We start from the raw sequence: 25703 nt of genomic DNA, 5'->3' as shown, positions 1-25703 counted from the left end.
GCCTCGCCCCCGACGTTGCTAACTCTTCCTCCGGTGCCGTCCCGCCATACGACGCTTCACCGCAAGTGTGACGGGCACGGCGCCCGACGTCACCAGCCCGGCGGCGAGCAGTGCCGCGGCGGCCCGTCCGGGCCCCGTGTCCTCGGGCACCGGGGTCGGCCTGGTGTCGCCGCCTCCATCGCCGCCGTCGCCTCCGTCACCGCCGTCACTGCGGGTCGGCGTGGGCTCCGGCGCGGGTGTGCTGGGCGTCCGCGTGGGAGGCCGGAAGGTCGGCGGAGCGGCCGTGGTGGGCGCCGCCGTGGTCGGCCGCGCGGTCGAGGCCGGCGGTTCGTCGAGCGTGCCCGTGATCGTCGGCGAGGAGCCGGCCGGCTTCGTGGGGGTCTTGCTCACGGTGGGTGTCGGCTTGGGCGCGCGGGTCCTGCTGGGCCGGGGAGTCGGCGAGGAGGACGTCACGGGCGGCGGCCCGGCGCTGGTGGAGGTCGTCGGCTCCGGTGTGGGCGCCTCCGGCGTCGTCTCCTCGGTGGCCGGCGTGAGCTCCTCGGTCGGCTCCTCGGTCGGCTCCTCCGTGATCGGCTCCTCGGTGAAGGGCGCGACCGTGGACGGCGTGACCTGCGAGGTCTGCGCCCGCAGGGTCGTGTCGCCGTCGTCGAAGGCGCTGACCGTCACCACCGCGACCGCGATCACCACGCCGGCGCAGGCGGTGCCGATCAGGACCTTGGACGAGAGCTTGGTCAGCAGCTTGGACGGCGTGCCGAAATGGGTCTCGGCGAGTGACGTCTGCACCTCGGCCGGCGCGTCCGGCGTGGTCGGGAAGAACATCAGCAGCAGCCCGGCCAGCCTGGCCAGCCGGCGGCGGCCGCGCTCCTCCCAGTCGGCTCCGTACGCCTCGGTCGCGATGGCCTCCAGCTCGGTCAGGAACGCCTCGGCGGACGGCGGGCGCCCGGTGGGGTCCTTGGCCAGCCCCCGCTCGACCAGCCCCTGCAGCGGCGCCGGCACCTCTTCGATGGGCGGCGGCGCGCTCTGGTGCTGCCGGGCGAGCGCCGCGAGGTTGGTCGCGCGATAGGGGCGGGTGCCGGTGAGGCACTCGAAGAACACGATCGTGGCGGCGTAGACGTCGGTGGAGGGCGCGGCCGACGACCCCGACCACTGCTCCGGCGCCATGTAGGGCGGGGTCCCGGCGGCGCTCGCGTCCTCGCCGGCCCGCACCGCGATGCCGTAGTCGACCAGCTTGCTGCTGCCGTCGCCCTGGACGATCACGTTCTCGGGCTTGAAGTCGCGGTGCACGACACCGATCGCGTGGGCGGCGGCCAGACCCTGCAGTGAGCCCTTCAGCACGACCAGCGCGGCCTCGGGCCCGGTCGGCCCCTCGGAGCGCAGGACCTCGCGCAGCGACACCCCGTTGACCAGCTCCATGATGATGGCCGCGCCCGCGCCGGTCTCGACGTAGTCGATCAGCCGGGCGTTGTGCGGGCTGCGTAATGTGCCGAGGAGACGGGCCTCGTGCCGGAAACGCGCGACGAAGCCGACATCGGCTCTCAGCGCGTCGGACAGATACTTGACGGCGACCTCCGCGCCGTCGTGGTCACGCCTGGCCAGGACCACGCGACCGGCGGATCCGCTGCCCAGCTCGCGGACCGAGCTGTATCCGGGGACCCCCCACTGCGCATCACCGTGCATAACGGTCTCCTCTGGAGTCGTCTGGGCCCCCACCCTCAACAGACGGAGCGTAGCTTAACGGGATATCGCCGCGTTCCAGGCGCGGATATCTCGATCGGTCTGGAACCCCCGGTCAGTCGATCGTGCCGGGGGTCTCCGGCTCCTTGGTCGCGGGTTCGTCCGTCCTCGGCCGCTCCGTGGCGGGCTGTTCGGTGTCGGGTTCCTCCTCGGGGCACGCGGCTGTCCGGCCGCTCACCGTGTCGCCGCCGTTCGCCGCCCCGGGCCGGGTGGCCGCCCTGATCTGCCAGGTCACGCCGCACGGCAGGTCACCGAAGGACTGGTTCAGCACCCTGAGGTACGAGGTCTCGCCCGACAGGGCCACCTGCTGGGTGCCGGCGAGCCGACCGGCCAGGTAGAAGCCGACGGTCAGGCGTACCGGCCGGTCGTTGACCGTGGAGACGGCGACGGCGGCGGTGGCGAGCCCGCGGGCGTTGACCGCCGAGCGGACGATGGACACCTGTTTCACACCTGGAGGACAGATCACGCGGGCCCGCGCGGTGGCCTCCCGGTCTCCCGCGGTCACGCCGACGGAGATCGTGGAGCCGCACGGCCTGCTCTCGAACGGCAGGGTGAACGTTCGCGTGTAGGCCGTCCGCCCGGATAACGTCGCCTTCCTGGTGCCGACGCGGTCGCCGTTGAGCGCGAACCTGGCCTCGACCGGGACCGCGTCGGTGCCGGTCGTGGTCACCCGAATCCGGGCGGTCGCGCCGGTGCCCGGGGAGGGGGCCATGGCCAGCGCCACCCGCAGCCCGCTCACGGTCGTGGGGCAGGGCGGGACGGCCAGCGAGGCGGTCCTCGCGCCGCCCGGCGCGGCGGGCGAGGTGGTGACGGTCAGGGTGACCGTCCTGCCGCAGGGCCGCTCGGCGAACGTGTGGCTGAACGTGCGGGTGTAGGTGGTGTCGCCACTGAGCCGTACCTGCCGGCGCTGGACCGGGTCGCCCCCGACCGACCACACGGCGGTCGCGGTGATAGGGCGGGTGCCGGTCGCGCGGATCGTGACCGTGGCGCCGCCGACCGCGTCGGCGTTCAGCGTGAGGGGGCCGATGCCGATGCCCGCCACCCCGGTCGGCGGCGTGGGCGTCGGAGTCGGAGTGGGGGTCGGAGTGGGGGTGGGGGTGGGGGTCGGAGTGGGGGTCGGCGTCACGGAGGGTGTCGCCGGGTCGCTCGCCGAAGGGCTGGCCGAGGTCACCGGCGCGGTCCCGGTGTCCGTGGCGGAGGGCTTGGCCGAGGCCGGGCCCGTACTCCCGGTGCGGGTCGGCCCGGGCGTGCCGGCCGGCGTGGTGCCGGTGGTCTCCGGCTCGTCGCTGCGGTCCGGCAGGACGGCGGCCGAGGGGTCGCCTTCGCCGTTCTCCGGCGAGGGTGGTCCGCCCGTCGGAGACTCCCCGCTCGGCACGGTCGGGGGCGCGGAGGCGGGGACCGCTCCCGGTGACTCCGGCGCGGCGGCGATGTCGATGGCCGTCGGCCGGGTGTCCCGGTTGGCCAGCACGTACACCGCGGCCACGCCCACCACGGCGGCCAGGCCGGCGCCCATCGCGACCCGGGCCGCGTTGTGCCGCGCGCCGCGGAACACGGTCCTCGCCAGTGAGGTGGTCACCTGGGCGGGCGGCTGCTGCGGCACGGGCAGGAGCAGGGCCAGCAGCACGACCAGTCCGGCCAGCCGGCGCCTGCCGCGCTCCTCCCAGTCCTCGCCGTAGGCGGCCCGGGCCGTCGCCTCCAGCTCGGCCACGAACGCGTCCGCGCTCGCCGGCCGGTCGGCCGGGTCCTTGGCCAGGCCGCGCGCCAGCAGCTCGCGCATCTCCTCGGGCGCGTCGTGCACCGGGACCGGCGCGTACACATGCTGGTAGCCGAGCACGCTCGGCTCGGTCGAGCGGTAGGGCCGGTGCCCGGTCAGGCACTCGAAGAACACCGCCGTGGCCGCGTACACGTCGGTCGCGGGCGAGGCGGGATGGCCCGCCCACAGTTCCGGCGCCATGTACGGCGGCGTGCCCTCGGGATGGGAGGCCGTGCCCTGTCGTACGGCGATGCCGAAGTCGACCAGCTTGCTGACGCCGTCGTCGCGGACGATCACGTTCTCGGGCTTGTAGTCCTTGTGCACGAGCCGTGTCCGGTGCGCCCGGGCCAGGCCGAGCAGCGAGCCCTTCAGCACGACCAGCGCGGCCTCGGGCCCGGTGGTGCCGTTCTCGCGCAGTAAGGCGCGCAGGGAGACGCCGTTGACCAGCTCCATCACGATGGCCGCGCCGTCGCGGTCCTGGATGTACTCCCACATCGTGGCGATGTGCGGATCGCGCAGGGTCACCAGCAGGCGCGCCTCCTCCTGGAAGCGGGCAAGCTTCGCGGGGTCGCGCCGGAGCTCCGCGGCGAGGTACTTGATGGCGACCTTGACACCGGTCTCGTCGTGCACCGCCAGCACGACCCTGCCGCTGACACCGGCTCCGAGCTGCTTGACCTCGGTGTAGCCGGAGGCACTCCACTCCATATTGCCTCTCCCATCAGGAATCGGCCCACCTGATGAGACGCACGAGCGAGGAGTCGGGTTTGCCAGGTGGCTCCGGAATTATGGAACTACCTTCGGCCGCTGATGTGAACAGGTACGTCGATACCTTCTGGGAGCACCGGGTCGGGCACCGGCGCGCCCCAGGCCGTCCGCAGGGGCAGCACCCCGGCCCAGACGGGCGATTCGTAGTCCTCCTCGTCGTCCTTCGGCCCGCCCCGCCTGATCTTGACCGACGCCTCCTCCAGCGACAGGGCCAGCACGGCCGTCGCCGCCAGCTCCTTGGGCGACGGGCGCCGGGCGTAGTCCCACTGGCCGGGCGCGAGCTGCTCGGTCAGCGCGCGAAGCGCCGCCAGGCGCTCCTCCTCGCCGGTCAGCAACTCGGCGCGGCCGTAGATGATCGCCGAGCGGTAGTTGACCGAGTGGTGGAAGACCGACCGGGCCAGCACGATGCCGTCCACGTGCGTGACCGTGACGCACACCTCGGCGCCGGCGCCGGCCCGCAGCGACCGCGCTCCGGTGGATCCGTGCAGGTAGAGGGTGTCACCGGCGCGCCCGTAGCCGGTGGGCACCACCATCGGACAACCGTCCACCACGACGCCCAGATGGCAGAACAGCCCGCTGTCGAGCACCTCGTACAGGTCCTGGCGGTCGGTGCTGGCCCGCTGCTTCTCGCGGCCGAGTCTGGTGCGGGGTGTGGTGGAGAGCATGATTCGACGGTAGCCAGCGAGTGGCTCTACGTTATAGGGCCACTATCGGCCACTTCCTGGAGACCACTTCTGTGCGCAGCCTCATCGACCTGCCCGTATCCCTGTCCCGGCAGTCGGCCGTGCCGCTCTCGTCGCAGCTCGCCGGGTGGCTGCGCGAGGCCATGCTGGCGGGCACGCTCGCGCCGGGCGAGCGGCTCCCGTCCTCGCGCGGGCTCGCGGCGCAACTCGAGGTCAGCCGTACGGTGATCACCGAGGCCTTCCAGCAGCTGTACGCCGAGGGCTGGCTGGAAGGGCGGCACGGTTCGGGCACGTTCGTCGCCTCCGTGGAGACGCACCGGCCGGGCACCGCGCCCGCCACGCCGAGCCCCGCTCCCGCGCCCGTCGAGGACCTGGCGGCCGGGGCCATCGACCTGCGGCCCGGCCATCCCTGGGTCCGCGACTACGACCGGGCCGCCTGGAAGCGGGCCTGGCGCAAGGCCGGCGACCTGCCGCCCGGCGACCACCCCGACCCCTACGGCCTGCCGCGCCTGCGGGAGCTGCTGGCCGGCCACCTCAGACGGACCAGGTCCGTGGCCGTGGAGCCGGCCAACATCCTGGTCACCCGCGGCACCGGCAACGGGCTCGACCTGTGCGCGCTGGCCCTGCTCGGCGGCGGCGGCCGGGCGGGCGTCGAGGAGCCGGGCTACCACGTGGCGCGCACGGTCTTCGCCGCACGGGGAGCGGAAGTGGTGCCGTGCCCGGTGGACGAGGACGGAGTGATCGTCGACGGCCTGCCCGACGACCTCGGCCTGCTCTACACCACCCCCGCGCACCAGTACCCCCTCGGCGGGCGGCTGCCGATCCCGCGCCGCGAACGCCTGCTGGCCTGGGCCAGAAGCACGGGCGCGATGATCGTGGAGGACGACTACGACGCGGAGTTCCGCTACGACGTCGCCCCGCTGCCCGCCCTCTACGGCCTCGACCCCTCGCGGGTGGTGCTGCTGGGCACGCTGTCGAAGTCGCTGGCGCCCGACGTCGGCGTCGGCTGGCTGGTCGGCTCGCCCGAGCTGGTGGCCAGGGTCGCCGCGTTGCGCTCGGGGCTGTCCGACCGCACCAGCGGCCCGGTCCAGGAGGCCGTCGCGACCCTCCTCGAACGCGGTGACCTCGACCGCCACCTGCGCAGGATGCGGCTGGAGTACGCGCGTCGCCGGGCGGTCATCGTCGAGACCCTGGGCCCGGTCTGCCGCCTGCGCGGCGACACGGCCGGCCTGCACGTGCTCGCGGAGCTGCCCCCGGACCCGTCCGGCGGCATCGTCGAGCGGGCCCGCGAGCTCGGTGTCCTGCTCGACCCGGCCGAGCGGCACCACGGCTCCGGGCGCCCACGTGGCCTGGTCATCGGCTACGGCTCCGCCTCGCTGGCCGAGGTGCGGCGCGGCTGCCGGATCGTCGCCGGCCTGATCGCCGAGGCTCAGAGCGGGGGCGCCGGGTCCAGGGTCAGGAGGATCGGCAGCGCGCGGGAGGCGTAGAGCGGGTTGATCGGGAGCACGTGCCCGGCCCACCAGCGGGCCGGGCCCGGATCGGGCGACGCCTCGGTGTAGCCGAGGGCGTAGTCGTCGTAGGGCGGGTCGTACAGATAGCCGACGGCCACGCCGTGGTGCTCCAGCTCCGCGATCGCCGCGTCGCGGTCGCGCACCAGCAGGGGCACCCGGAACAACGGCTGGTCGAGGTGGTCGCGCACGGCCGGCGCCACCGTGGGCAGCTCGGCGAGCAGGCGCACCCCGTCGAGCCGCCGGGCCCGCTCGGCGGGCACCTGGGCCAGGCGCCTCGACTGGTACCAGTGCGCGACGTAGCCCCTGCGCGCGCGGTAGTCGTGCAGGTCGGCCCGGACCCACGGGTCGAACGCCGGCAGGGACGGCGCCTGCCTCAGCGCCCGTTCGAGGGAGTCGGCCTGGAGCATGATGCGGTAGCCCTCGCGAGGCTCCCGCAGCCCCAGCCGCCGGGCCAGGAAGAGCGCCGGGCGGACCAGGTCGGCCTTGAGCGCGGTCTGGCGGGCCATGCAGGTCACCACGTCGAACACCTGCCTGAGCGGCGAACCGGGCACCATGAGCTCGTCGCGGGCCTGCCGGAGGGACTCCAGGTCGGCGGCGTGCTCGACCACGATCACGCCGCCGGAGCCGGCGCCCGCGTGCTTGGACAGGCTGAAGACGCCGGCCTGGCCGAACGTCCCGAGAGGGCGGCCGTCGAACGAGGTCTCCAGGGCGTGGGCCACGTCCTCGATCACGATCTTTCCGGCGAAGGCGGTCACCTGGTCGGGCAGGCCGTACAGGTTGGTCGTCAGGACCGCGTCCACCTGCGACAGGTTTACTCGGGAGACGTCGATGTTGCCGTCGTTGGGCGAGAGCGTCGCGATCACCGGGCGCAGGCCGGCGGCGAGCACCAGGAAGAGGATCTCGTCGGCGGAGACCGGCGACATGAGCAGCCGCTGACCGGGCCTGCACCAGTGGCGCAGCGCCAGGTAGAGACCCAGACGGTTGGACGGGAGGCGCAGGCACCGGCGGCCCGTACGCTCGGCGATGAGCCTCACGAACGGGCGGTGCGGAGCCGGCCGAGGGTCTTGAGCGTGCGGTCGGCCGTCCGGTGCAGCACCGGGTTGGCCAGCACGATGGCCCTGGTCTTGCGCACGGGCACGCGCATCAGCCAGTGGATGCCCGCCGAGGGGCCGGCGGTGGCCACTCTGCCCTCCGCGACCTGGAACTCGCCGTTCTTGAGCTTCTCCTTGTATTCCTTCTGGCCGCGGCCCATGTCGATGGTCTCGATGCCCGACTCGGCGGCGCGCTCGGCCATCGCCAGGTGGTGGATGAGACCGGGAGAGTACTTCGCGAACGCCGTGTCATAGGCCGGAAACCAGCCGGCCAGCGTGGTGCGGGTGCGCAGCCCGAAATGCCCGGCCACCGGCCGGTCGTCGGCGTAGACCATGTCGAGGACACCGGCGAAGGACTCGGTCCGGGTGGCCAGCAGCCGCTCGACCAGCTCGACGATCCACTGGTGGGCGAACCTGTCGGTGCGGCCGGTGCGGCGGTACTGGTCGGTCTTCCAGGCGAGCAGGGTGTGCAGCGGCTCGGCGCCGGTGGTCGCGTACTCGTGGCGGACCTCGCCGACCTCGCGCTGCAGCTTGCGCGACTTGGCCAGCGTGGTCTTGTACGTCTTGCCGGAGTGCTCGCGCAGGAAGCCGGTGTAGCTCTCGTAGCCGTCACGCAGGTCGATGATCGGCGACGGGTGCCGCTCATGCCGCTCGCTGAGCAGCGGCTGGGAGGCGACGAGATGGTCGAACTCGTAGACCGAGAGCCCGCACTGCCTGATCAGCCGGTGCGGGTCGATCTCCACGCCCTTGGCGTGGACCATGCCCTGCGCGTCGGTCAGCCCGGCGGCGACGGGCTTGCCGATGCCCAGCGGATGGCGCTCGAAGGGGAAGAAGCCGACGATCTCCGGCCCGTCGTAGAGCACCGCGACCCTGACCGTGTCCCTCAACTCGCCGACGATGACCGTGAATTCGGGCGACAGGAACGGATTGTCGAAGCCGGGCTCTGACTCCTGAAGGGCTCGCCACCGGTTGAGCTCGGGTACGCCCAGTTCGCTGGGGCGAGCAAGTGTGACGCGCATGGGCTCCTACCGTCGGCATGCGTTGTGCCATGTCAGCATGCGGGCAGACGTGTAATCCCAGGGTAAGGGCTATTTCACGGTGGAGTTCACGCAGCCCGGGAACGTTACACAACTGCCAGCTAGCGTTCAGGACCGAGTGACGTTCTAATGTGTGTCCATGACCGTTCCTGGGATCGACCGGCCCCGCCTGTTCGCGTGGATGGCCAAGAACGTCCCCGACGCCGGCGAGCCTCTCTCCGTCTCGCTCATCTCCGGTGGCAAGTCCAACCTCACCTACCTCGTCGAGGCCGGGGAGCGCAGCGTGGTGCTGCGCCGCCCGCCGCTCGGGCACGTCCTGCCCACCGCGCACGACATGCGGCGCGAGTGGCGGGTCATCTCGGCCCTCGCCCCCACCCCCGTCCCGGTGCCCGACCCCGTCGCGTTCTGCGGGGACGAGGACGTCATCGGGGCGCCGTTCTACCTGATGGGATACGTCGACGGCGCGGCCGTACGAACCAGGGCTGAGCTCGGCGACCCCGCGCCCGGGGAGACCAGGCGGCTGTCCGAGCGGCTCGCCGAGGTGCTGGCCGCCATCCACGCCGTCGATTACCGCGAGGTGGGCCTGGGCGACTTCGGCCGTCCCGAGGGCTACCTGGCCAGGCAGCTCCAGCGCTGGGGCCAGCAGTGGGAGCGGTCGAAGACCGCGGACCTGCCCGAGTACGACCGGCTGGCCGGCCGGTTGCGCGAGCGGATGCCGTCCGGCTCGGCCGGCACCCTCGTGCACGGCGACTACCGGCTCGACAACACGCTGATCCGGACGGCTCCCGTGCCCGAGATCCTGGCCGTGGTCGACTGGGAGATGTCCACCCTCGGCGACCCGCTGGCCGACCTGGGGCTCACGCTGACCTACTGGCAGGACCCGGGCGACGACGAGCGGGCCGGGATCCCGGTCGCGGGCGACGTGACGCTCGCCCCCGGGTTCCTCAACGCCACCGAGTTCGCCGCCCACTACGCCAAGGCGTCCGGCCGGGACATCGCCGACCTCGGGTTCTACGTGGCGTTCGGCAACTACAAGCTCGCGGTCATCGTGGAGGGTATCCACGCCCGGTTCCGGCAGGGTAAGACCGTGGGGGATGGATTCGAGCACATCGGTTCAGCCGTGCCCACTTTGGTAGCCCGCGCGCACAGGATCCTCGACCAGTCGTGAACACCCCACAGGAGCGTTGATGAGCACTGTTGCACTGATCACCGGAGCGGCCAGCGGCATCGGCGCCGCGGTGGCGCGGCGGCTGTCCGCCGGCGGCGCCCGATGCGTGCTGGTCGACCGTGACGGCGAGGGCGCCGAGCGGCTCGCCAAGGAGGTGGGCGGCGTCGCGCTGGCCGCCGACGTGAGCACCGAGGAGGCGTCGCGCGAGGCCGTCGCGCTCGCCGAGGAGACCTACGGCCGGCTCGACCTGGTCCATCTCAACGCAGGCATCTCCAGCGGGGTCGACTTCGCGGCGTTCGACGCGGCGCAGTACCGCAGGGCGGTCGGCGTCAACGTCGACGGCGTGGTCTTCGGCGTCGCGGCCGCGGTCCCGCTGCTCAGGCGTTCCGGCGGCGGCGCGATCGTGGTCACGGCCTCGCTGGCCGGGCTGGTCGGCTACGACGGCGACCCGATCTACACGATGACCAAGCACGCCGTGGTCGGACTGGTCAGGGCCCTGGCCACGCCCCTGGCCAGGGACGGCGTCAGGATCGGCGCGGTCTGCCCCGGCTTCACCGACACGCCGCTGGTCGCCGACGCGCGGGAGTTGTTCGTCAGCGCCGGGTTCCCGCTGCTGACCGCCGAGGACGTGGCCGCCGCGGTCGAATCCGCCTTCTATGCCGAATCACCCGGTACGTTGCTGGTAGTTCAGCCGGGTCGGCAGCCGGTGCCATACCGTTACGCGGGTGTTCCCGGTCCGGCGGGTGGTGAGCGGCCGCCGGCCCCCTAATCTGAACCGCAAGTAGCTTGCAAGTCTCGTATATACGGTTATAAGGGTCGGGTGCGGCGGCGCCCGACTCCGTATGTACGCGCGAGGGGTGGAGGTTCTCCCGTGATTCCCACCGATGGTCGGCATGCCCGGCGGCGGCCGCCATGGCCGATCGCCGTGGGCGCCGGCGTCCTCGCCGTCCTGCTCGTGGCAGGCATCATGATCTACGCCGCGACGCGGGCCGGCTCCCGGGACGAGTTCCGGGGCGGCGAGGTGGCCGAGGCCGGGCCCTCGCAGGCGCCACCCACCCTGGAGCAGCCGCCCGCCCTCGAGGACTGGCCCCGGTGGGGCATCACCCACACCCAGTACAGCGCCGACACCGCGCCCAAGCAGCTCTCCGAGCAGGCCAAGGGGGTGCTCGGCCGAGTCCCGATGCTGCAGAACCAGCACATCATGGGCTGGGGCGTCGGCAACCCCGAGCCGCGCCCCGGGCAGCACAACCTGGGCGACCTCGACCGGCGGATGAAGTTCATCTCCTCCTCGCGCGGCATCCCGGTCATCACGCTCTGCTGCGCCCCCGACTGGATGAAGGGCGGGCAGGCGGGCCGTACCGACTGGAGCAAGAACCACACGGTCGCCCCCAAACGCGAGCACTTCGACGACTACGCCAAGCTCGCCGCCAAGGTGGCCAAGCAGTACCCGACCGTCAAGCACTTCATGGTGTGGAACGAGTTCAAGGGCTTCTGGGACACGACCTCCAACCGGTGGGACGCCGAGGCCTACACCGAGATGTACAACAAGGTCTACGCCGCCCTGAAGCAGGTCGACGACGACATCCAGGTCGGCGGGCCGTACGTGCCGATCGGGAGCGACTCAGGCACCGGCGCCTCCGAGCTGACCGGCCCGTGGGGCACCATCGACCAGCGCGCCCTCGACGCGATCGAATACTGGATCCAGCACAAGAAGGGCGCCGACTTCATCGTGGTCGACGGCGCCTCGATGACCAACGACAAGGGCAACATCCCCGACGACTTCGCCGCCCAGGCCAAGTTCGGGGCGATCACCACCTGGTTGCGTGAGAAGAGCAACGAGATGCCGGTGTGGTGGGCCGAATGGTACGTCGAGCCCGACAACTCCGGCTGGAGCGAGGACAAGCGCACCGCGGTGCAGGCCACGGCGTTGATGGAGTTCGCGAAGAGCGGCGTGACGTCGGCCCTCTACTGGAACCCGCAGACCAAGGGCCAGGGCGTCTGCCCGGGCTGCCTGTGGTCGACCGGCGGCGGGCAGGGCGACATGCCCATGGCGGGCCTGCTGAGCGGGTTCACCCGGTGGTTCCCCCTCGGGGTGCGGCTCCAGCAGGTCGAGACCTCCGACGAGCGGATCAGGGTCCTCGCGCAGGAGCGTCAGGTCGTGATGGTCAACACGGCCGACGCCGACGTCACGGCCACCGTCGACGGCAAGCAGGTGACCCTCAAGCCGTACGAGGTCAAGTGGGAGGGACGGGGCCAGGGCTAGCGGCCCGCTCCGGCCGTCTGCCGTACGTGAGGCCTCTCAGCAGCCACTCCACGGGCCCGTACCTGTGCGTCCGCAGCCACCGGTGGCTGTAGAGCGCCTGCCCCGCGAAGATGCCCGCCGCGATCAGCACCTCCAGCGGCGGGCTGACCCGGTCCACCAGCGCCAGACCGTAACCGGTGAAGATGAGCGCGCAGATCAGCGACTGCGCCAGGTAGTTGGACAGCGCCATCCGGCCGGGCGCGGCCAGGGCGCGGCCGAGCCGGGGCAGGCGCGGCAGCAGCCGCAGGAACGTGGCCGCGTAGGCGGCGGCCAGCAACGGCGCGGTCAGCAGATCCACCGCCTCGCCGGCGAACTTGTGCACCATGCCCGTCCACGCCGACAGCGTGTAGACGAACGCGCCGCCCAGCCCGGCCGTGAAGCCGATCCACTGCAGCCTCCTGAGCGCCGCCGTGTGCGCCTGGGGGTCGCGCAGCAGGCCCAGCTTGCCCACAGCGAGCCCGATCAGGCACGCGGCCAGCACCGCCGGGCCCTGGAAGAGCACGCGCAGCACGACGATGAGCGACAGTTTGCGCAGGTGCTCGGCGACGATCTGCGAGGCGGACCCCGCCAGCGACGCGTCCGACTTGATCGCCTCCGCGGTGCCCTGCGACACCGTGCCCGCCATGTCCAGACCCGCCCCGGCCAGTACGGCCAGCAGCACGAACCCCGCCGCCAGCACGCAGGTCAGCACGATCGCCAGCACGACGGCCGCCCTGGGGGTGATCCGGCGCAGCAGCAGGAGCGCCAGCCCGGCCACCGCGTACGTGGTCAGGATGTCGCCCGGGAAGAGCAGCACGGCATGGGCGAGTCCGAGCACGAAGAGCCCGGCCAGCCGCCGCAGGAACATCGGCGTGAACGCCAGGCCCCGCCGCGCCGCCGAGTCGATCTGCAGCGTGAAGCTGTAGCCGAACAGGAACGAGAACAGCAGGTAGAACTTGTTCTCCAGGAACATCGTGACGGTCCACCGCACCGCCCAGTCGAGCGGCGAGTCGAACGCCGGCTCCGCGATCCCGGCCATCCGGTAGCCGGAGGCCAGGAAGGCGATGTTGACCACGAGGATGCCCAGCAGCGAGAACCCGCGCAGCGAGTCGACCGCCGTGATCCTCGTGGTGGGCCCGTCCACGTGGACGGGGTCTGTTCGCTGTGCCGTCATCAGCGAACATCCTTCCGTAAAACCTGGGTGTTTCCTGTGAATTCAGTTATTCATCGCGATAAAGATGAATCGCTCGATAATGACCCCGACCGCCACCAGGAACGCCGGGATGGCCAGGTACAACAGCCGTCTGCGGGCCCGGCGGGCCCGGTCGGGGCCGTGCAGCCGGATCACCTCGTAGGCGAAGAACGTGATCCACGTCACCGCCAGCGCCCCGATGCCCAGCGGCGTCCAGGGTGAGGTGGGATCGCCGCGCCCCTTGTACGGCTGCGGATCCGGGGTCTCCGTGCCCCTGACGAACGTCTTCCAGGTGTAGAGGGCGGCGTCCTTGTTGGAGTAGACCTTCTTCAGGTCCGGCGAGGCGTCCAGCGCGGCCCGGAATCTCTCGTGCCAGTCCTCCGGGAAGCCCTCGTTGAGCTGCAGGTAGCTGACCTGCCCCCGGCTGACGACGAGATAGGTGTTGCGCGGGCTCTCCTTGAGCTTCGCGACCGCGGATTCGATCCGCGTCGGGTCCTTGTGGACGAGTGCCTGGCCGCTGAAGTTGACCAGCTCGACGTCCTTCTCGCCCCAGGGCAGCGTCGGGGTGACCTCCGGGCCCTCCTTCGGCACCAGGTAGAGCACCCGCGCGCTCGGTTTGTCGTGGTCGTACACGTAGTGCATGGCCGCGACCTCGCCCGAGGTCACCCGTTCGAACTTCTCGTTGCCGTAGCGGGCGACCAGGAACGCCATGGCCAGCACGACCGAGACGGACGCCGCGAGGACGACCGTGACCTTCCGCGTCACCTCGGGGTTGAAGCGGACGTTCCGCCTGCGGATGGGGATCGTCTCCTCCCGCACGTCCGCGCTGTCGGCGGGCAGGTTGGGGAAGAACGCGTACGCGGCCAGCAGGCAGGCGCCGGGCAGCGCGAACATGTAGATGCGCAGCCCGATCTCGCCGCCGTAGCTCTGCAGGCCCAGCGCCATCACCGGCACGCAGAGCAGGATCAGCGCCGCCCGGTCGAACACCCCGCGGCGCAGCCTGCGCAGCAGGCCGGTGGCGGCCAGCGAGAGGATCACGATCAGGATGCCGAGACGCGCCTGGAGCACCAGCGCGTGCGCCGGGTCGCTGCCCTCGATGCGGTCGCCGGTGTTGCTCTGCAGGTTGTCGAAGATCCTGCCCAGCCCGCCGAAGATCGTGTCGATCTGGCCGGCCCAGAACCCCACGGCCTCGTAGCTGATCCAGGCCAGCACCACCAGGCCGAGGGAGAACGGCAGCGCCCAGGTCAGCGAGGTCCGTTTGAAGATCAGGAACGCGGTCACCACGCCGAGCATCATGAACGGCGTGATCTGGTGCGAGGCCGTCGACGCGAAGAACAGCGCGAGCAGCAGCGTCAGCATCAGCAGCTTGTCGGCCCGGAACGTCCCGGTGTTGGCGATCTCGCCCGGTGTCATCGCGTCGAGCCGGCCGAGCAGCTTGCGCAGCCCCTTGGCCGGGACCGGTTTCGTGCGCTGCTCCACCCGTCCGAACCAGCGCAGCAGGATCGCCACGAAAGCCAGATACAGCGCGAACGTGAAGCCCTGTGGTGAGAAGTAGTCCTGCCCGATCCACTGCACCAGCACGAACAGCAAGGCCGCGAACCAGCGCGCCCGCGTCGTCGCTACCACCTGGCGCAGGATGAGCACGAAGGGCAGCAGGTAGAGCAGATTGGACAGCAGCGGCGTCCACTGCAGGATCGTGGTCATGTCGCTGATGCCCGCGGCCTTCGTCACGAACGCGAAGAGCGCGAAGTAGCCGGGCCACCCCATGCGGGCGTCGATGTTGATCGCCGTCTCACCGGTCCGGCCGATGAAGTCGACGAATCCCGCGTGGATGTACGCCGTGGGGAAGCGCGGCTCGTCGGCCACCAGCGCGCCCGCGCCATGCAGCGCGAACGTGATGACCGCGATCTGGAACAGCAGCAGGAACTTGCGGTCGGTCGACTGCGCCACCGTGACGAAGAACGCCACGAGCATGATCAGGATCGCCACGAACGCGGTCGCGGGCAGCGCCGCGATCAGGCCCAGCCCGTCGATCTCCGCCGGATCCACCCCGCGGAACGGCCCCGGGGACACGCGCAGCGCCAGGATGTACATGACGAGCGCCTCGACGGTGAGCAGCACCGGGAGCCAGGTGGGCGCGCTGTGCAGCAACTGCCGCAACCGCGCCGCCACCCCCTTGCCCTGCCGTCCCGCCTGCGCCCCCCGCGCCGCCTGAGACACGCTCTGCGGTGCCTGGGGGGCAGGAGACTCATGAGACGCGCTCTGCGACGCTTCGGGGCCAGGAGGTTCTTCGGGGCCGCGGGGCTCGTGAGACGGCTCAGGCGCCCTCTGAGGCGCCTGTGGCACCCTCTGGAACGCCTCCGTCCGCTCGGACACGCCCTCTCCGGGCGCCCCCTTGCCGGATCGGCCGACGACGGGCATCGCCTCCGTGGGATCCTCCACCCCGGCAGCCCCTGCCCCGGAGTCGGGAGCCGAGCTCCCCACCGCGCCGGCGGCAGCGGATTCGCCCTCACCCGACAACCGCCCGGCATCGGCGTGCGGCGTCGCGGTCGCGGGGAGTGTGTCGCCGGGCGGGTCCCCGGCTCGTGACGCGTCTGCTGGAGGTGCGTCCGGGATGGGAGGACCGCCCTTGCCTGCCTGGGAAGGCCGCCCACTCCCGCCGCTGGCGGGCAGGGCCTGCGTAACGGTGTCCTCGGCCTGGGAGGTGTCGGGCCGGCCGCCCTTGGCGGATGCCGTGCCCTCGCTCCCGGAGGCGCCCGTGGCGGGCGGGGTGTCCGCGGGAGGGTCCTCGACCGGGTCGGAGGGGGGCGCGCCGGTCGGGGAGGAGGTGACGTCGGGGGCCGTGGGCGGGCCGCCGATGCGCAGTTTGGGAAGGCGGATCGCCGTCGTCACGTCGGAGTCCGCAACGGCGACCTCGCCGACCTCACCGACCTTGCCGACCTTGCCGTCATCGCGGTCGTCCCCTGCGGCCGGAGCGCCTGATGACGCGGCGTCGGCGGGGTCGCCGGACTCCCCGGAGAGCGTGATCCGGGGAATGATGCCCGTGGCGTCCGGATCGAAGGGCGCCTCCGGCTCCTCCTCGCCCTTGAGCTCCGAGGAGCCCGTGAACCCGGTTGTCATGCCATCGCCGTCCCGTTGCCTCACGTTGACCATCATGGGGCCCCGGGCGACCCCTGAGCGACGCTTGGCTGCCCGATTTCGCCGAATTTAAGAATTTTGCGGAGACTTCCGAAGATCAAAAGGGCGACCAGAATCTCGCTGAAGAGCATGCCGTAACCGACCGCGTTCACCCCGGCGAAGGGGAACAGCACGACGATCGAGATCAGCACCGTGGCCGCCAGCCCGATCTGGACGATCGCCAGTGTGCGTGCCTGACTCTGCGCCCGCAGCGCGCTCAGGTAGACCTCGATCAGCACCCGGGGCAGCACGGCCAGCGCCATCAGGCGCAGCAGCGTCGTCCCCTCCTTCGCGAACTCGGACCCGAAGATGGTCAGGATCAGCGGTGCCGCGAGGATGGTCACCGCGATCACCGGTGTGATGATCAGGAAGGCCCGGCGCAACGCCCTGCGGCAGTTGTCGGCCAGCTGGGCCCGGTCGAAGGAGCCCTCGACGGTCAGCGACACGGCCATGTTCATCGCCAGCAGCTCGATCATGCAGCCCAGCGTGTGGGCCATCGAGAAGCGGCCGAAGGTGGCCTCGCCCACCTGCGTCGCGATGATGACCGGGACGAGATAGACGATCGCCAGGATCGACAGCGTGCCGGGGAAGTCGCCGGCCAGGAACCGGCCCACGTCGCGCAGCCGCGGCGGCCGGGCGTTCGCCTCGGCGCTCTTGACGTGCCGGGGGATGACGATCGCGAAGATGAACCAGTTGATCGGGATCAGCGCGATCGCGGTCGGCACCATCCAGGACACGAAGATGCCGCCCTCGGGCAGCGCGCCGGCCAGCGCGACCAGCAGGCCCATCTTGAGCAGGCCGAAGACCAGGCTGTTGAGCGGCACCCAGGTGGCCTTGCGCAGGCCGGTCAGCACCACGTCCTGGAGTGTGAAGACCGCCCAGACCAGCACCGCGGCCAGGAAGAACAGGCCGGGCCCGAACCCGCCGAGCACCGAGTAGGTCTTGCCCCACAGCGGCAGCGTCAGCAGGAATCCGGTCGCCGCCACCACGCCGGTCGCCCCCGCGAGCCCGTACGCGCGCAGGACCAGCTCAGGGGTGCGGCGGCCGGCCACCGGGAGGAAGCGGGCGAGCGCGCCCACGAAGCCCAGGGCGGTCAGCGACGCGAACAGCCGCATCGCGGTGATCAGCGCCTGGCCGCTGCCGAACTCCTCGGGGGTGTAGTAGTGGGCGGCCAGCAGCCAGTAGCCCATGCCCAGCACCGCGGTGATGCCGGTGTTGGCCATCAGCGCGTAGCCGTTGCGCAGCAGCGGGCTGCGCAGGTCGTGAACGATCTTGCGCCAGAGGCTAGACATCTCCGCGCACCCGGCGCAGGCCGTACCTGGTCCGCCTGATGACCGCGTAGCCCTTGGTGAGGACGCGTTCGCGCAGGTAGATCAGGGGAACGGCGCTGCCTTCGACGGCGCGTCTGAACATGCTGATGGTCGTGTTGCCGGCGACCGTCAGCCGGGGGATGGCGAGCATGTCGTGCCGATCGGCGGCGATCGCGTTGCTCACGGCGCATGCGGCGAAATATCCGGCTTTGCGCACCTCGCGGCGCACCCGGGCACTGGAGTAGCCGAACGGGTAGGCCATGGTGGCGACCGGGGCTCCGATCTTCTCCTCCAGCAGCCCCTTGTTCTTGCGCAGCTCCTGGCGGAGCTCCTCGGTGCGCAGCTGGTCGAGCTGCGGATGGCTGTGGCTGTGGCCGCCGATCTCGATGCCGGTCTGCGCGATCTCGCGGGCCTGGCCCCAGCTGAGCATGTCGTCGAGCGCCCGGCCCGCGGCGTCGGGACCCGCGTCTGCCACCCAGCCGCTGGTCAGGAAGACCGTGGCCGGGAAGCGGTGACGCTCCAGCAGCGGCAGCGCGTGGCTGTGGAAGTCGGCGTAGCCGTCGTCGAAGGTGACCACGATGGGTTTGACGGGCATGACGCTGGTCTTGTTCAGGCCCGCCACCAGGTCGCCGAGCGTCATCGGGGTGAAACCGCTCTCCGCCAGGTAGGCGAGCTGCTCCTCCAGGTCGGAGGGACGCACCGAATGGGGGCGGGTCTCCTCGTTGGGGGTGTCGGTGACCGAGTGGTACATCAGGATCGGCACGCGGGTCATGACCGCACCGCCTTCAGCCGGGCGGTGCCGACCAGGTATCCCCAGGTGGTCCAGGCCAGGCCGATCACGATCGCGGCGGCCCGGCCGAGCCCGCCCAGGTCGCCGCGCAGCGCCTCGCTCACGCCGCGCAGCGCGCCGAGCGGCAGGGTCTTCAGCGCGTGCGCCCGCTCGCTGGACAGGCCGTCCTGGGTGCCGACCTCGTTGGTGACCAGGGCCTTGGACAGGCCCTCGGCGTAGCACCTGGACCGGAAGTAGGCGAACCTCTCGCGCTGCGCCGACACCTTGTGGCCGATCACCGCGCGCGGCTCGAACAGCATGACCGAGCCCGGCCTGCGCTGGCTCAGCCTGATGCAGAACTCCGTCTCCTCGCAGCCCAGCGGCCGGCTCTTGCGGCCCTGCACGCTACGGCCGATGCCGCTGTGGAACCCGCCGACCTCGGCCACGACCTCCCGCAGGAAGGCCGCGTTGCCGCCCATCACATTGCGGATCGGCGCCCGGACCGCGGGCATGCCGCGGTAGGTGCACCCGACGGTCCAGTCGAACTCGTACGGGAACCACCGCGGCCTGCTCCGCGACGCCCACAACGGGTCGGTGCGCCCGCCGACGCCGACGACGCCCGGATCCTGGAAGCCCTCCTCCAAAGCCTCCAGCCAACCGGGATCGGCGACCGCGTCGTCGTCGAGGAAGGCGACGATGTCACCGGTGGCCGCGGCCACGCCGGTGTTCTTGCCGCCGGACAACCCCTGCTCGTGGGTGTTCTCCACCACGATGACCTGTGGATAGGCCCGCTTGAGCTTCAGGTGCAGGTCGGGGTTGTGGTCGACCACCAGGATCAGCTCGTGTGGCCGGCGCCGCTGGCGCTCGACCGACTCGACGGCCTCCCTGATGTCCTCCCACCGGTCCTCGGTGTAGACACAGATGACGACGGACGTGTTCACGGCTATGCCTCTTTGTTATGCGACGCCCCGGTCCGCGGCGGGAGCGGCGGCCGGCTCGGGCTGCACGGGAGTGGGCTGGCGGCGCCACTCGCGCAGGATGGTCTTGAGCACCCGGAAGCCGTCGCGCACGGCTCGAAGGTTGCTCTCGCCGTGGATGCGGCAGCGCTCGTGGCTCGGCACCTCGTGCACCTTCAGCCCGCCCTTGGCGGCGCGGACGTTCAGCAGGGTCTCCACCTCGAAGCCGTCGCAGTCGAGGTCGAGCACGTCGAGGTGGCGGGCCCAGAAGGCGTTGTAGCCGTAGCAAAGGTCGGTGTACTGGGTGCCGTACATGACGTTGACCAGGCTCGTGAGCATCTTGTTGCCGAACCGGCGGTTGAAGGTCAGATCGTCGCTGCCGCCGCCCGCGGCGTAGCGGGAGCCCTTGACGAAGTCGGCGCCCGTCACCAGCGCGCCGACAAAGGTGATGATCTCGTGGCCGTCGGTGGAGCCGTCGGCGTCGATCATCACGATGATGTCGCCGGTGCAGGCGGCGAACCCGGCGGCCAGGGCGTCGCCCTTGCCCTTGCCGGTCTGCGTGACGATCTTCACATTGGGCCGCAGCCGCTTGGCGACGGCGACGGTGTCGTCGACGGAGTTGCCGTCGACGAGGACGATCTCGTCGATCCACTGCGGCAAGGTGGCGAAGACATGGGGAAGGTTCGCGGCCTCGTTCATCGCCGGGACGACCACGCTCACCGTTGGGGAAATGGCCAGGTGAGGTGTGACCGGCGTGAAACGCTCAATAGGTGGCATCGATCGCAAGGGTGTGATCTGAACCTTGCCGTTGTGCTTGGTGGTCTCGGGACTCATGGTGAGGCTGATCCTTCCGGGACCTCCTCCACGCGAGCCGAGGACATCCATACCCGGGTGCTGCGGGAATGGCGGCATCGGCCAACGATGCATGGGGCGATCCTGTGGCGTGAGGGCTGTGCTTCAAATGCTGCTGCTGCTGTGCCGGGACGGGATGGTGGGGGTGGGGGTGGGAGCTAGTTGGCTCCCGTGGGTTCCTTCACTGCTTGCTTGGCCGGTTCCGGGCGTAATGAACTGCGAACGCGGCCGAAACCCTTTAAGACACGATCGGCCGCTCTATAGAGAGACGGCCGGTCCAGGACAATTGTTCGCGCCTTGTTGAACGGAGTCCGGCCCATCCAGTGGACCGCCGCCGTCGGGGAGGGCCGCGACACGCGGCCCTCGGCGACGTAGAGGACCCCGCTCTTGAGCCAGTCCTTGTACTCCTTGCCGCCCTTGCCCATGTCGACCATCTGCAGACCGGCCGTCGCGGCGGCCTCGGCCATCTGCAGGTGGTGCACGATGCCCGGGGAGTAGCGGGCGTACTCGGTGTCGTAGGCGGGGAACCAGCCGACGAGCGTGGTGGCGGTGCGCAGGCCGAAGTGGCCGGCGACGGGTGTGTCACCGGCGTAGAGCATGGTCAGCACGCCGCCGAAGTCGCTGGAGTGCTCGGCGTGCATCAGGTCGATCAACTCGACGATCCACGGCTGCGCGAACCTGTCGACCCGCCCGGTGCGACGGTACTGGTCGGACTTCCAGCCGAGCAGGACGCGCAGCACCTCGGGATCCGCCGAGGCGTACTCGAAGCGCAGGTCGCCCTGCTCTCGTCCGAGCTTGCGCTCCTTGTAGCGCACGGTCTTCAGGTTCTTGGGGGAGTTGGACTTGACCTGGTCGAGCCAGGCGTCGAAGCCCGCGGTGAAGTCCATGACCGGCGCCGGGCGGACGTCGGCCTCGTACGGCGCGAACGTCGGCTGCCCCGCGACCATGTGGTCGAAGTCGAAGACGGTCAGCTTGCAGGCGCGCAGCAGGGCGCGGGCGTCGAGCTCCAGCCCGGGGGCCGCGATCAGGCCGTGGCAGGTGGTGAGGAAGCCGCCGAGCGGCTTGCCGATGCCGAAGCTGTGACGCTCGTAGGGGAAGAACCCGGCGATGCCGGATCCGTCGTGCAGGACCGCGACCCTCACGTAGTCGCGCAGCCGGTCCATCGCCAGGGCGAACTCGATCGACAGGAACGGGTTGTCGAGGCTCGGATCCGCTTTCTGCAACTCCCGCCAGCGGGTGAGTTCGGAGTCTCCGAGATCTCCGGGGCGAACCACCGTGATCTTCACCTTGACCTGGCCCCCTGTTCGGTCTGCATGTTCTTCCCCCGGTACAACACGCGAAGCACGTACATGAAACCGCCGAGCACGGCGACCGTCGCCACTCCCGCTCGCGGCGACCACGCGTTGAACTGCAGCATGGCCTGGGCGAGGAGGACGTTGACCACCAGGCTGGCGGCGGCCCCCACCGACAGCGCGGCCAGCGGGTCACGATCACGCAACAACCCGACCACCGCCGCCCCGGGGACGACCAGAAGGAACAGCGAGATCAGGACCGGGCGGAGCGGCGTCTCGATGTCGAAGAGCGCGATCACCGCTCCCGCGATGCACGCGAGCCCGAGCAGCCACGCGAGCGCTCGGCGGTGCCTGATCATGGTGTTCTCCTGGCTCCTGGCTGGTTAAAGGCGCGATTGATCGCATTTCATGGGACCAACCCACCTGCTGGCACGTCAATGCCGACGCTTGGTAGCCCGTATTGGTTTACCCGGAGACGAAGATTTCCCATGTGGCCTACAACACATGGTCAAGCGTTCCCGGCCCGATCCGTTCCCCAAGTACACCAGGATGCCCTATTGGGCGCCCGATCATCGAGCCAGGGCCCGACTCCTACCTATATGTGAGGTAAACGAAGTTTTGCCGTGATTCGAGTCACTCGTGGGACGGCTGTTGCCTCATGAGGGGCTTACCGTCTCACCGCGCACATCCCCGGCGGAGCTCTGCGACGGGTCGCTGACCGGATCGGTCTCGGTGGGGGTGGGTGTCAGCGCCTCCGAGGGCGCCTCCGAGGGCTGCCGCTGGTGCCCCTGCCACGACAGCGAGCAACTGCCGCCGCCGCCGGTCGAGCCGAACGACACCGTCCCGCTGCCGGGAGTGTTCGGGTCGGTGACCGTGACCCAGACGGAGGCCGACCGGCCGGCCTTGATCGAGCCGCTCGCCGGGTACACGCCGAGTCCCTGCGAGGCGTTCGCGGTCCAGGTCACGGCGGCGCCCCGGGCGGTCAGCCGGACCGTGGCGGCGCCGTCGATCCCGTCGGGGCAGGTGGCTCCCAGCCGGGCGCCGGCCACGGGGCGGCGGGTGGCCGGCGGCGCGGTGGCCGGCCGGGTGGTGGCCGCCGTGGCGACCGGCCGCACCGTCGGCGCCACCCGGCCGGGCTCGGTGACCGAGGGCGTCGGGGTGGGGTCGGGCGTGGGCTCGTCGTCCTCGGCCGCGGGCTCCCCGGCCGGGTCGGTGAAGTCCCCGGGCGACGACGCGGGCGGCGAGGGGATGACGTGCAGCGCCGTACCGGTGCCGGTCTCGCCGCCGCTGATCATCACCATCGCGCCGGTGGCGGCGAGCACGCAGACCCCCGCGAGGACGACCGGCGCGAGCCCGCGCGGCCGGCGGCGTCGCGAACGGGGCTCGGCCGCCGGCGGGAAGCCCGTACGGTCGAAGCCGTCGCCCCGATCCATGATCAGCATGCGGGTCTCGTCGCCGGCGGGGCTCCCGCACGTCTCGATCACCCGGTGGCGCAACGAGATCGGCGGGAAGGCGACCGGGACCATGTCGAGCAGCCGGCCCGCCGAGACCTTCCGGTGCCGTCCCTCGGTGCACACCTCGCAGCCACCGATGTGCCCGGACAGCCGCCTGCGCAGCAGCGGGGTGAGCGGCCCCTCCCACGAGTCGACCATCGACGACAGGTCGGGGCAGTGCGCGCGTCCCACGCGGGCCAGGATGACGGCCGCGGCGGCGTTCTCCAGATGGTCGCGGGCCCTGCCGAGCCGGCTCGCGGCCTGGCGCGAGGTCAGCCCCAGCACGGCGCCTGCCTCGGACGGGGTCAGGCCGTGACGCGGCGACAGCTCCAGCAGCTCGCGCTCGTTCCTGCTCAGCTCGCCCAGCGTCTCGCGGACCAGCTCGGACAGCTCGGAGTCGTCCGTCTCCTCCAGCACGGGAGCCGGCAGGCCGTCCTGCGGGGTGCCGCCCCGGTGCGCCATCCGGGCCACGGCCTGGAACCTGGCCAGCGCGTACAGCCAGGCGCGCAGCCGGGTCTCCTCCTTCAGCCGCCGCACCGCCCCCTGGGCCGTGACCAGCGCGTCATGGACGGCGTCGGCGGCCGGCTCCCGCTCTCCCAGCAGCATGAACGCGTAGGCGTAGAGCCGCTCGCCGTAGGCGTCGTACAGCGTGGCGGGGGCGTCGGCGTCGGCACGCCGCAGCGCATCCGCCAACCGCTGATCGGCGGCACGGTCCACACTCGGCCATCCAGGCACGCAGTCCCTCCCCGGCTGGGTTCGCTACCCCACGCGCTTAGGACGCCGCCAGGAAAAGACCGGTTGGCCATAGATGCTCAACAGGCATGAACAGGTAGAACAGTGGCAGAAGTGATGGGCGTTGCCAGAGTCACCCGTCGCACTTGGGGGAGCAGAGGCGGCGTTCCATGGCCTGCAGGAAGATGTCGCGGACCTGGAGGACGTCCTTGGCGATGAAGGCCTCGCCGCCGGTGGCCTGGGCGAGGGCGTCCATCCGCTGCTTGCCCTTGGGGGCGTCCGGGCCGAACGCGATGAGCAGGATGCTGACCGGCCGCTTGGGGTCGTACGTCTTCTTGAGGAACGACAGGATCTGCGCGTCGCTCACGCCGCCGTCGGGGTCGTCGTTGCCGGCGCCGTCGGTGAGGATCAGGATCGTGTTGATCTTGTCCTCGGCGTACGTCTTGGACATCTCCGTGTACGCGGCCTTGATCGTGTCGTTGAGCCCGGTGTCGCCGGTGGCCTTGGGCTGCAGTGTCCGGTTCAGCGTCTCCTTGCGCAGCACTCCATCGACGGTCTCGCTCAGCGGGCCGACCGAGACGTTCTCGATCCAGTCCTTGCCCTGGCCGTCCAGGTGCGTGGAGAAGGCCCACTGGCCGATCTCGGAGTCGGCCGGGAACAGGCCCAGCCCCTCGGACGCGATCTTGCTGATCGCCTGCATACGGGTCATGTTCGTGCCCGGTACGGGCAGGGCCATCGTGCCGGACACGTCGAGCAGGGTGAGCATGCGGGTGCCGAGGTTCAGCCTCGACCAGGTCTGGGTCATGCTGGCCACGGTCTTGGCGTCGGGCGCGGGCAGTGCCTCCGGGGCCTCGGGGTTGAAGCCCTTGTCCTTGGACAGCGCGTCGCCGGCTTTCCCGTCAGGAGTGCGGAAGCCATGGCCGCGCAGCACCTTGCCGGCCGACTCCGTGGTGAGCTCCTTCTGGAAGGCCGCCGCCGCCTTCTGGACGGCCGGGTCCTTGGTGATGGTCATGATCGGGTAGTCGAGGCTGAGCGTGCCCTCGGCCGGGTAGAGCGGCACGACCTGGGCGTCCGGCTTCTTCGTGTTGTGGACGTGGACGGTCTGCTCGGACGTGACGCCGACGGGCACCCTGCTGCCGGACTTCACGGTGAGGCTGGCCAGCAGCGCGTTCGGGTCGGAGACCAGCTGGCCCGACAGCTCCTTCAACGCGCCCACCAGCGCCTTGCCCTGGCCGGCCTGCTTGGCCGAGCCGGCGGCGGCCAGTAGCGCGGCCATCCCGGCGGAGTTCTTCTGCGGGTCGAGGGCGAGCACCCGGACCTTCCTGCCGGGGCCGTCCGGGTTCGCGACGTTGGCCGCCGCGATCATGCTGACCCAGCTGGGCTTGAGACTGCCGGCCAGCTTGGACGCCGCCGACTTGGCGGTCACGAGGACGACGGGCGAGGTGGCGGCCGACCCGGACGGCTCGGGCAGCGCGGCCGCGGCGGCGGGCTCACTGCGCAGCCGGGCCACCACGAGGCTGGAGTCGGCCACCCACACGTCGGCGTCGGCCTTGCCCGCGGCCAGGGCGTTCGCGGTCTTGGCCGCCGACTCCCTGGCCACCGACACCTCGACGCAACGGCTGTCGATGGAGTGCAGGGCCTTGTTGTAGGTGCCGGCGATCTTGTTCAGCGCGGGCTGGATGTCGGGGGTGGCGACGACCCGGAGTGCCAGCTTGCCGCCGGAGCAGTCGTGGTCGCGGTTGAAGATGACGAACGCGGCGACACCGAGGAGGACGGCGAGGGCGACGGCCCCGGCGAGCGGGACGAGCACCCGGCCCCGGCCGCCGCCCGCGGCTCGCCTGCGGGGGGCGGGTTGCTGCTGGGATTGGTAGCCGCCATCGAACTCGTCTGTGCGGTGTCGCCCCACG

The 25703-nt window shown here is 71.1% G+C and carries 19 protein-coding genes; 4 read left to right on the top strand and 15 right to left on the bottom strand.

The genetic code is table 11. The features are described from left to right. Positions 1–18 precede the first annotated feature (18 nt). The 3 genes from AB0I38_RS26930 to AB0I38_RS26920 form a co-directional block, all read right to left on the bottom strand. Entirely contained in the window at positions 19–1677 is a 1659-nt protein-coding gene (locus AB0I38_RS26930; RefSeq protein WP_358476261.1) for a serine/threonine-protein kinase, read from the bottom strand. Between the two features lie 112 nt (positions 1678–1789). Next, complete coding sequence (locus tag AB0I38_RS26925) at positions 1790–4192, bottom strand: serine/threonine-protein kinase (RefSeq protein ID WP_358476230.1); 2403 nt, start codon at positions 4190–4192, stop codon at positions 1790–1792. Positions 4193–4278: 86 nt separating this feature from the next. Further along, on the bottom strand, positions 4279–4917 hold the full coding sequence (locus tag AB0I38_RS26920) for a pyridoxamine 5'-phosphate oxidase family protein (protein WP_358476212.1): 639 nt from the start codon (positions 4915–4917) through the stop codon (positions 4279–4281). 71 nt (positions 4918–4988) lie between these two features. Between AB0I38_RS26920 and AB0I38_RS26915 the strand changes: the two genes are divergently transcribed. Then, positions 4989–6422: a PLP-dependent aminotransferase family protein gene (locus AB0I38_RS26915; RefSeq protein ID WP_358476203.1), complete on the top strand. Its 1434-nt coding sequence runs from the start codon at positions 4989–4991 to the stop codon at positions 6420–6422. On the opposite strand, the gene AB0I38_RS26910 is transcribed toward AB0I38_RS26915, so the two are convergent. Both AB0I38_RS26910 and AB0I38_RS26905 read right to left on the bottom strand, forming a co-directional pair. Continuing rightward, entirely contained in the window at positions 6365–7480 is a 1116-nt protein-coding gene (locus AB0I38_RS26910; RefSeq protein WP_358476189.1) for a DegT/DnrJ/EryC1/StrS family aminotransferase, read from the bottom strand. The two genes, AB0I38_RS26915 and AB0I38_RS26910, sit on opposite strands and share 58 nt — an antisense overlap. After that, a complete protein-coding gene (locus tag AB0I38_RS26905) occupies positions 7477–8556 on the bottom strand; it encodes a GNAT family N-acetyltransferase (protein WP_358476177.1) in 1080 nt (359 codons plus the stop codon). The genes AB0I38_RS26910 and AB0I38_RS26905 overlap by 4 nt, the downstream gene beginning before the upstream one ends. Before the next feature lie 157 nt (positions 8557–8713). Between AB0I38_RS26905 and AB0I38_RS26900 the strand changes: the two genes are divergently transcribed. The 3 genes from AB0I38_RS26900 (at position 8714) to AB0I38_RS26890 (ending at position 12005) form a co-directional block, all read left to right on the top strand. Next, complete coding sequence (locus tag AB0I38_RS26900; RefSeq protein WP_358476169.1) at positions 8714–9742, top strand: phosphotransferase family protein; 1029 nt, start codon at positions 8714–8716, stop codon at positions 9740–9742. Positions 9743–9761: 19 nt separating this feature from the next. Further along, positions 9762–10511, top strand: a complete 750-nt coding sequence (locus tag AB0I38_RS26895; protein ID WP_358476161.1) for an SDR family oxidoreductase — start codon at positions 9762–9764, stop codon at positions 10509–10511. 102 nt (positions 10512–10613) lie between these two features. Next, positions 10614–12005 (top strand): xylan 1,4-beta-xylosidase, encoded by a 1392-nt coding sequence (locus tag AB0I38_RS26890; protein WP_358476154.1) that lies wholly within the window; start codon positions 10614–10616, stop codon positions 12003–12005. Here AB0I38_RS26890 and AB0I38_RS26885 read toward each other — a convergent pair. The 10 genes from AB0I38_RS26885 to AB0I38_RS26840 form a co-directional block, all read right to left on the bottom strand. After that, complete coding sequence (locus tag AB0I38_RS26885) at positions 11977–13197, bottom strand: DUF418 domain-containing protein (protein WP_358476150.1); 1221 nt, start codon at positions 13195–13197, stop codon at positions 11977–11979. The two genes, AB0I38_RS26890 and AB0I38_RS26885, sit on opposite strands and share 29 nt — an antisense overlap. A 42-nt stretch (positions 13198–13239) precedes the next feature. Continuing rightward, positions 13240–16335 carry a hypothetical protein gene (locus tag AB0I38_RS26880; RefSeq protein WP_358476144.1) on the bottom strand — a complete coding sequence of 1032 codons (3096 nt, stop codon included), beginning with the start codon at positions 16333–16335 and terminating at the stop codon, positions 13240–13242. Positions 16336–16367: 32 nt separating this feature from the next. After that, positions 16368–17684, bottom strand: coding sequence for a lipopolysaccharide biosynthesis protein (locus AB0I38_RS26875; RefSeq protein WP_358476134.1), 1317 nt, complete (start codon positions 17682–17684; stop codon positions 16368–16370). Beyond that, positions 17677–18474, bottom strand: coding sequence for a polysaccharide deacetylase family protein (locus AB0I38_RS26870; RefSeq protein WP_358476122.1), 798 nt, complete (start codon positions 18472–18474; stop codon positions 17677–17679). Before AB0I38_RS26870 ends, AB0I38_RS26875 begins: the two co-directional genes overlap by 8 nt. Next, positions 18471–19412 carry a glycosyltransferase family 2 protein gene (locus tag AB0I38_RS26865; RefSeq protein WP_358476104.1) on the bottom strand — a complete coding sequence of 314 codons (942 nt, stop codon included), beginning with the start codon at positions 19410–19412 and terminating at the stop codon, positions 18471–18473. Before AB0I38_RS26865 ends, AB0I38_RS26870 begins: the two co-directional genes overlap by 4 nt. A gap of 15 nt (positions 19413–19427) precedes the next feature. Then, positions 19428–20147: a glycosyltransferase family 2 protein gene (locus tag AB0I38_RS26860; RefSeq protein WP_358476084.1), complete on the bottom strand. Its 720-nt coding sequence runs from the start codon at positions 20145–20147 to the stop codon at positions 19428–19430. Positions 20148–20437: 290 nt separating this feature from the next. Further along, complete coding sequence (locus tag AB0I38_RS26855; RefSeq protein ID WP_358476074.1) at positions 20438–21553, bottom strand: GNAT family N-acetyltransferase; 1116 nt, start codon at positions 21551–21553, stop codon at positions 20438–20440. A gap of 8 nt (positions 21554–21561) precedes the next feature. Beyond that, positions 21562–21930, bottom strand: a complete 369-nt coding sequence (locus AB0I38_RS26850; protein WP_358476067.1) for a hypothetical protein — start codon at positions 21928–21930, stop codon at positions 21562–21564. A gap of 297 nt (positions 21931–22227) precedes the next feature. Further along, on the bottom strand, positions 22228–23799 hold the full coding sequence (locus AB0I38_RS26845) for an RNA polymerase sigma factor (RefSeq protein WP_358476049.1): 1572 nt from the start codon (positions 23797–23799) through the stop codon (positions 22228–22230). Between the two features lie 130 nt (positions 23800–23929). Beyond that, on the bottom strand, positions 23930–25702 hold the full coding sequence (locus AB0I38_RS26840) for a substrate-binding domain-containing protein (protein ID WP_358476035.1): 1773 nt from the start codon (positions 25700–25702) through the stop codon (positions 23930–23932). Position 25703 lies beyond the last annotated feature (1 nt).

Source organism: Nonomuraea cavernae (assembly GCF_040655715.1).
In the GTDB taxonomy this organism is placed as follows: Bacteria; Actinomycetota; Actinomycetes; order Streptosporangiales; family Streptosporangiaceae; genus Nonomuraea; species Nonomuraea cavernae_A.
The sequence above is the reverse complement of the archived record's forward strand: the minus strand, read 5'-3'. Positions and strand labels throughout refer to the sequence as shown.

What these genes read in the sequence shown, in the direction of transcription:
- AB0I38_RS26885 (WP_358476150.1), bottom strand. Translation starts at nt 13,197, where the DNA reads ATGACGGCACAGCGAACAGACCCCGTCCACGTGGACGGGCCCACCACG.
- AB0I38_RS26930 (WP_358476261.1), bottom strand. Translation starts at nt 1,677, where the DNA reads ATGCACGGTGATGCGCAGTGGGGGGTCCCCGGATACAGCTCGGTCCGC.
- AB0I38_RS26895 (WP_358476161.1), top strand. Translation starts at nt 9,762, where the DNA reads ATGAGCACTGTTGCACTGATCACCGGAGCGGCCAGCGGCATCGGCGCC.
- AB0I38_RS26900 (WP_358476169.1), top strand. Translation starts at nt 8,714, where the DNA reads ATGACCGTTCCTGGGATCGACCGGCCCCGCCTGTTCGCGTGGATGGCC.
- AB0I38_RS26880 (WP_358476144.1), bottom strand. Translation starts at nt 16,335, where the DNA reads ATGACAACCGGGTTCACGGGCTCCTCGGAGCTCAAGGGCGAGGAGGAG.
- AB0I38_RS26870 (WP_358476122.1), bottom strand. Translation starts at nt 18,474, where the DNA reads ATGACCCGCGTGCCGATCCTGATGTACCACTCGGTCACCGACACCCCC.
- AB0I38_RS26920 (WP_358476212.1), bottom strand. Translation starts at nt 4,917, where the DNA reads ATGCTCTCCACCACACCCCGCACCAGACTCGGCCGCGAGAAGCAGCGG.
- AB0I38_RS26875 (WP_358476134.1), bottom strand. Translation starts at nt 17,684, where the DNA reads ATGTCTAGCCTCTGGCGCAAGATCGTTCACGACCTGCGCAGCCCGCTG.
- AB0I38_RS26850 (WP_358476067.1), bottom strand. Translation starts at nt 21,930, where the DNA reads ATGATCAGGCACCGCCGAGCGCTCGCGTGGCTGCTCGGGCTCGCGTGC.
- AB0I38_RS26905 (WP_358476177.1), bottom strand. Translation starts at nt 8,556, where the DNA reads ATGCGCGTCACACTTGCTCGCCCCAGCGAACTGGGCGTACCCGAGCTC.
- AB0I38_RS26925 (WP_358476230.1), bottom strand. Translation starts at nt 4,192, where the DNA reads ATGGAGTGGAGTGCCTCCGGCTACACCGAGGTCAAGCAGCTCGGAGCC.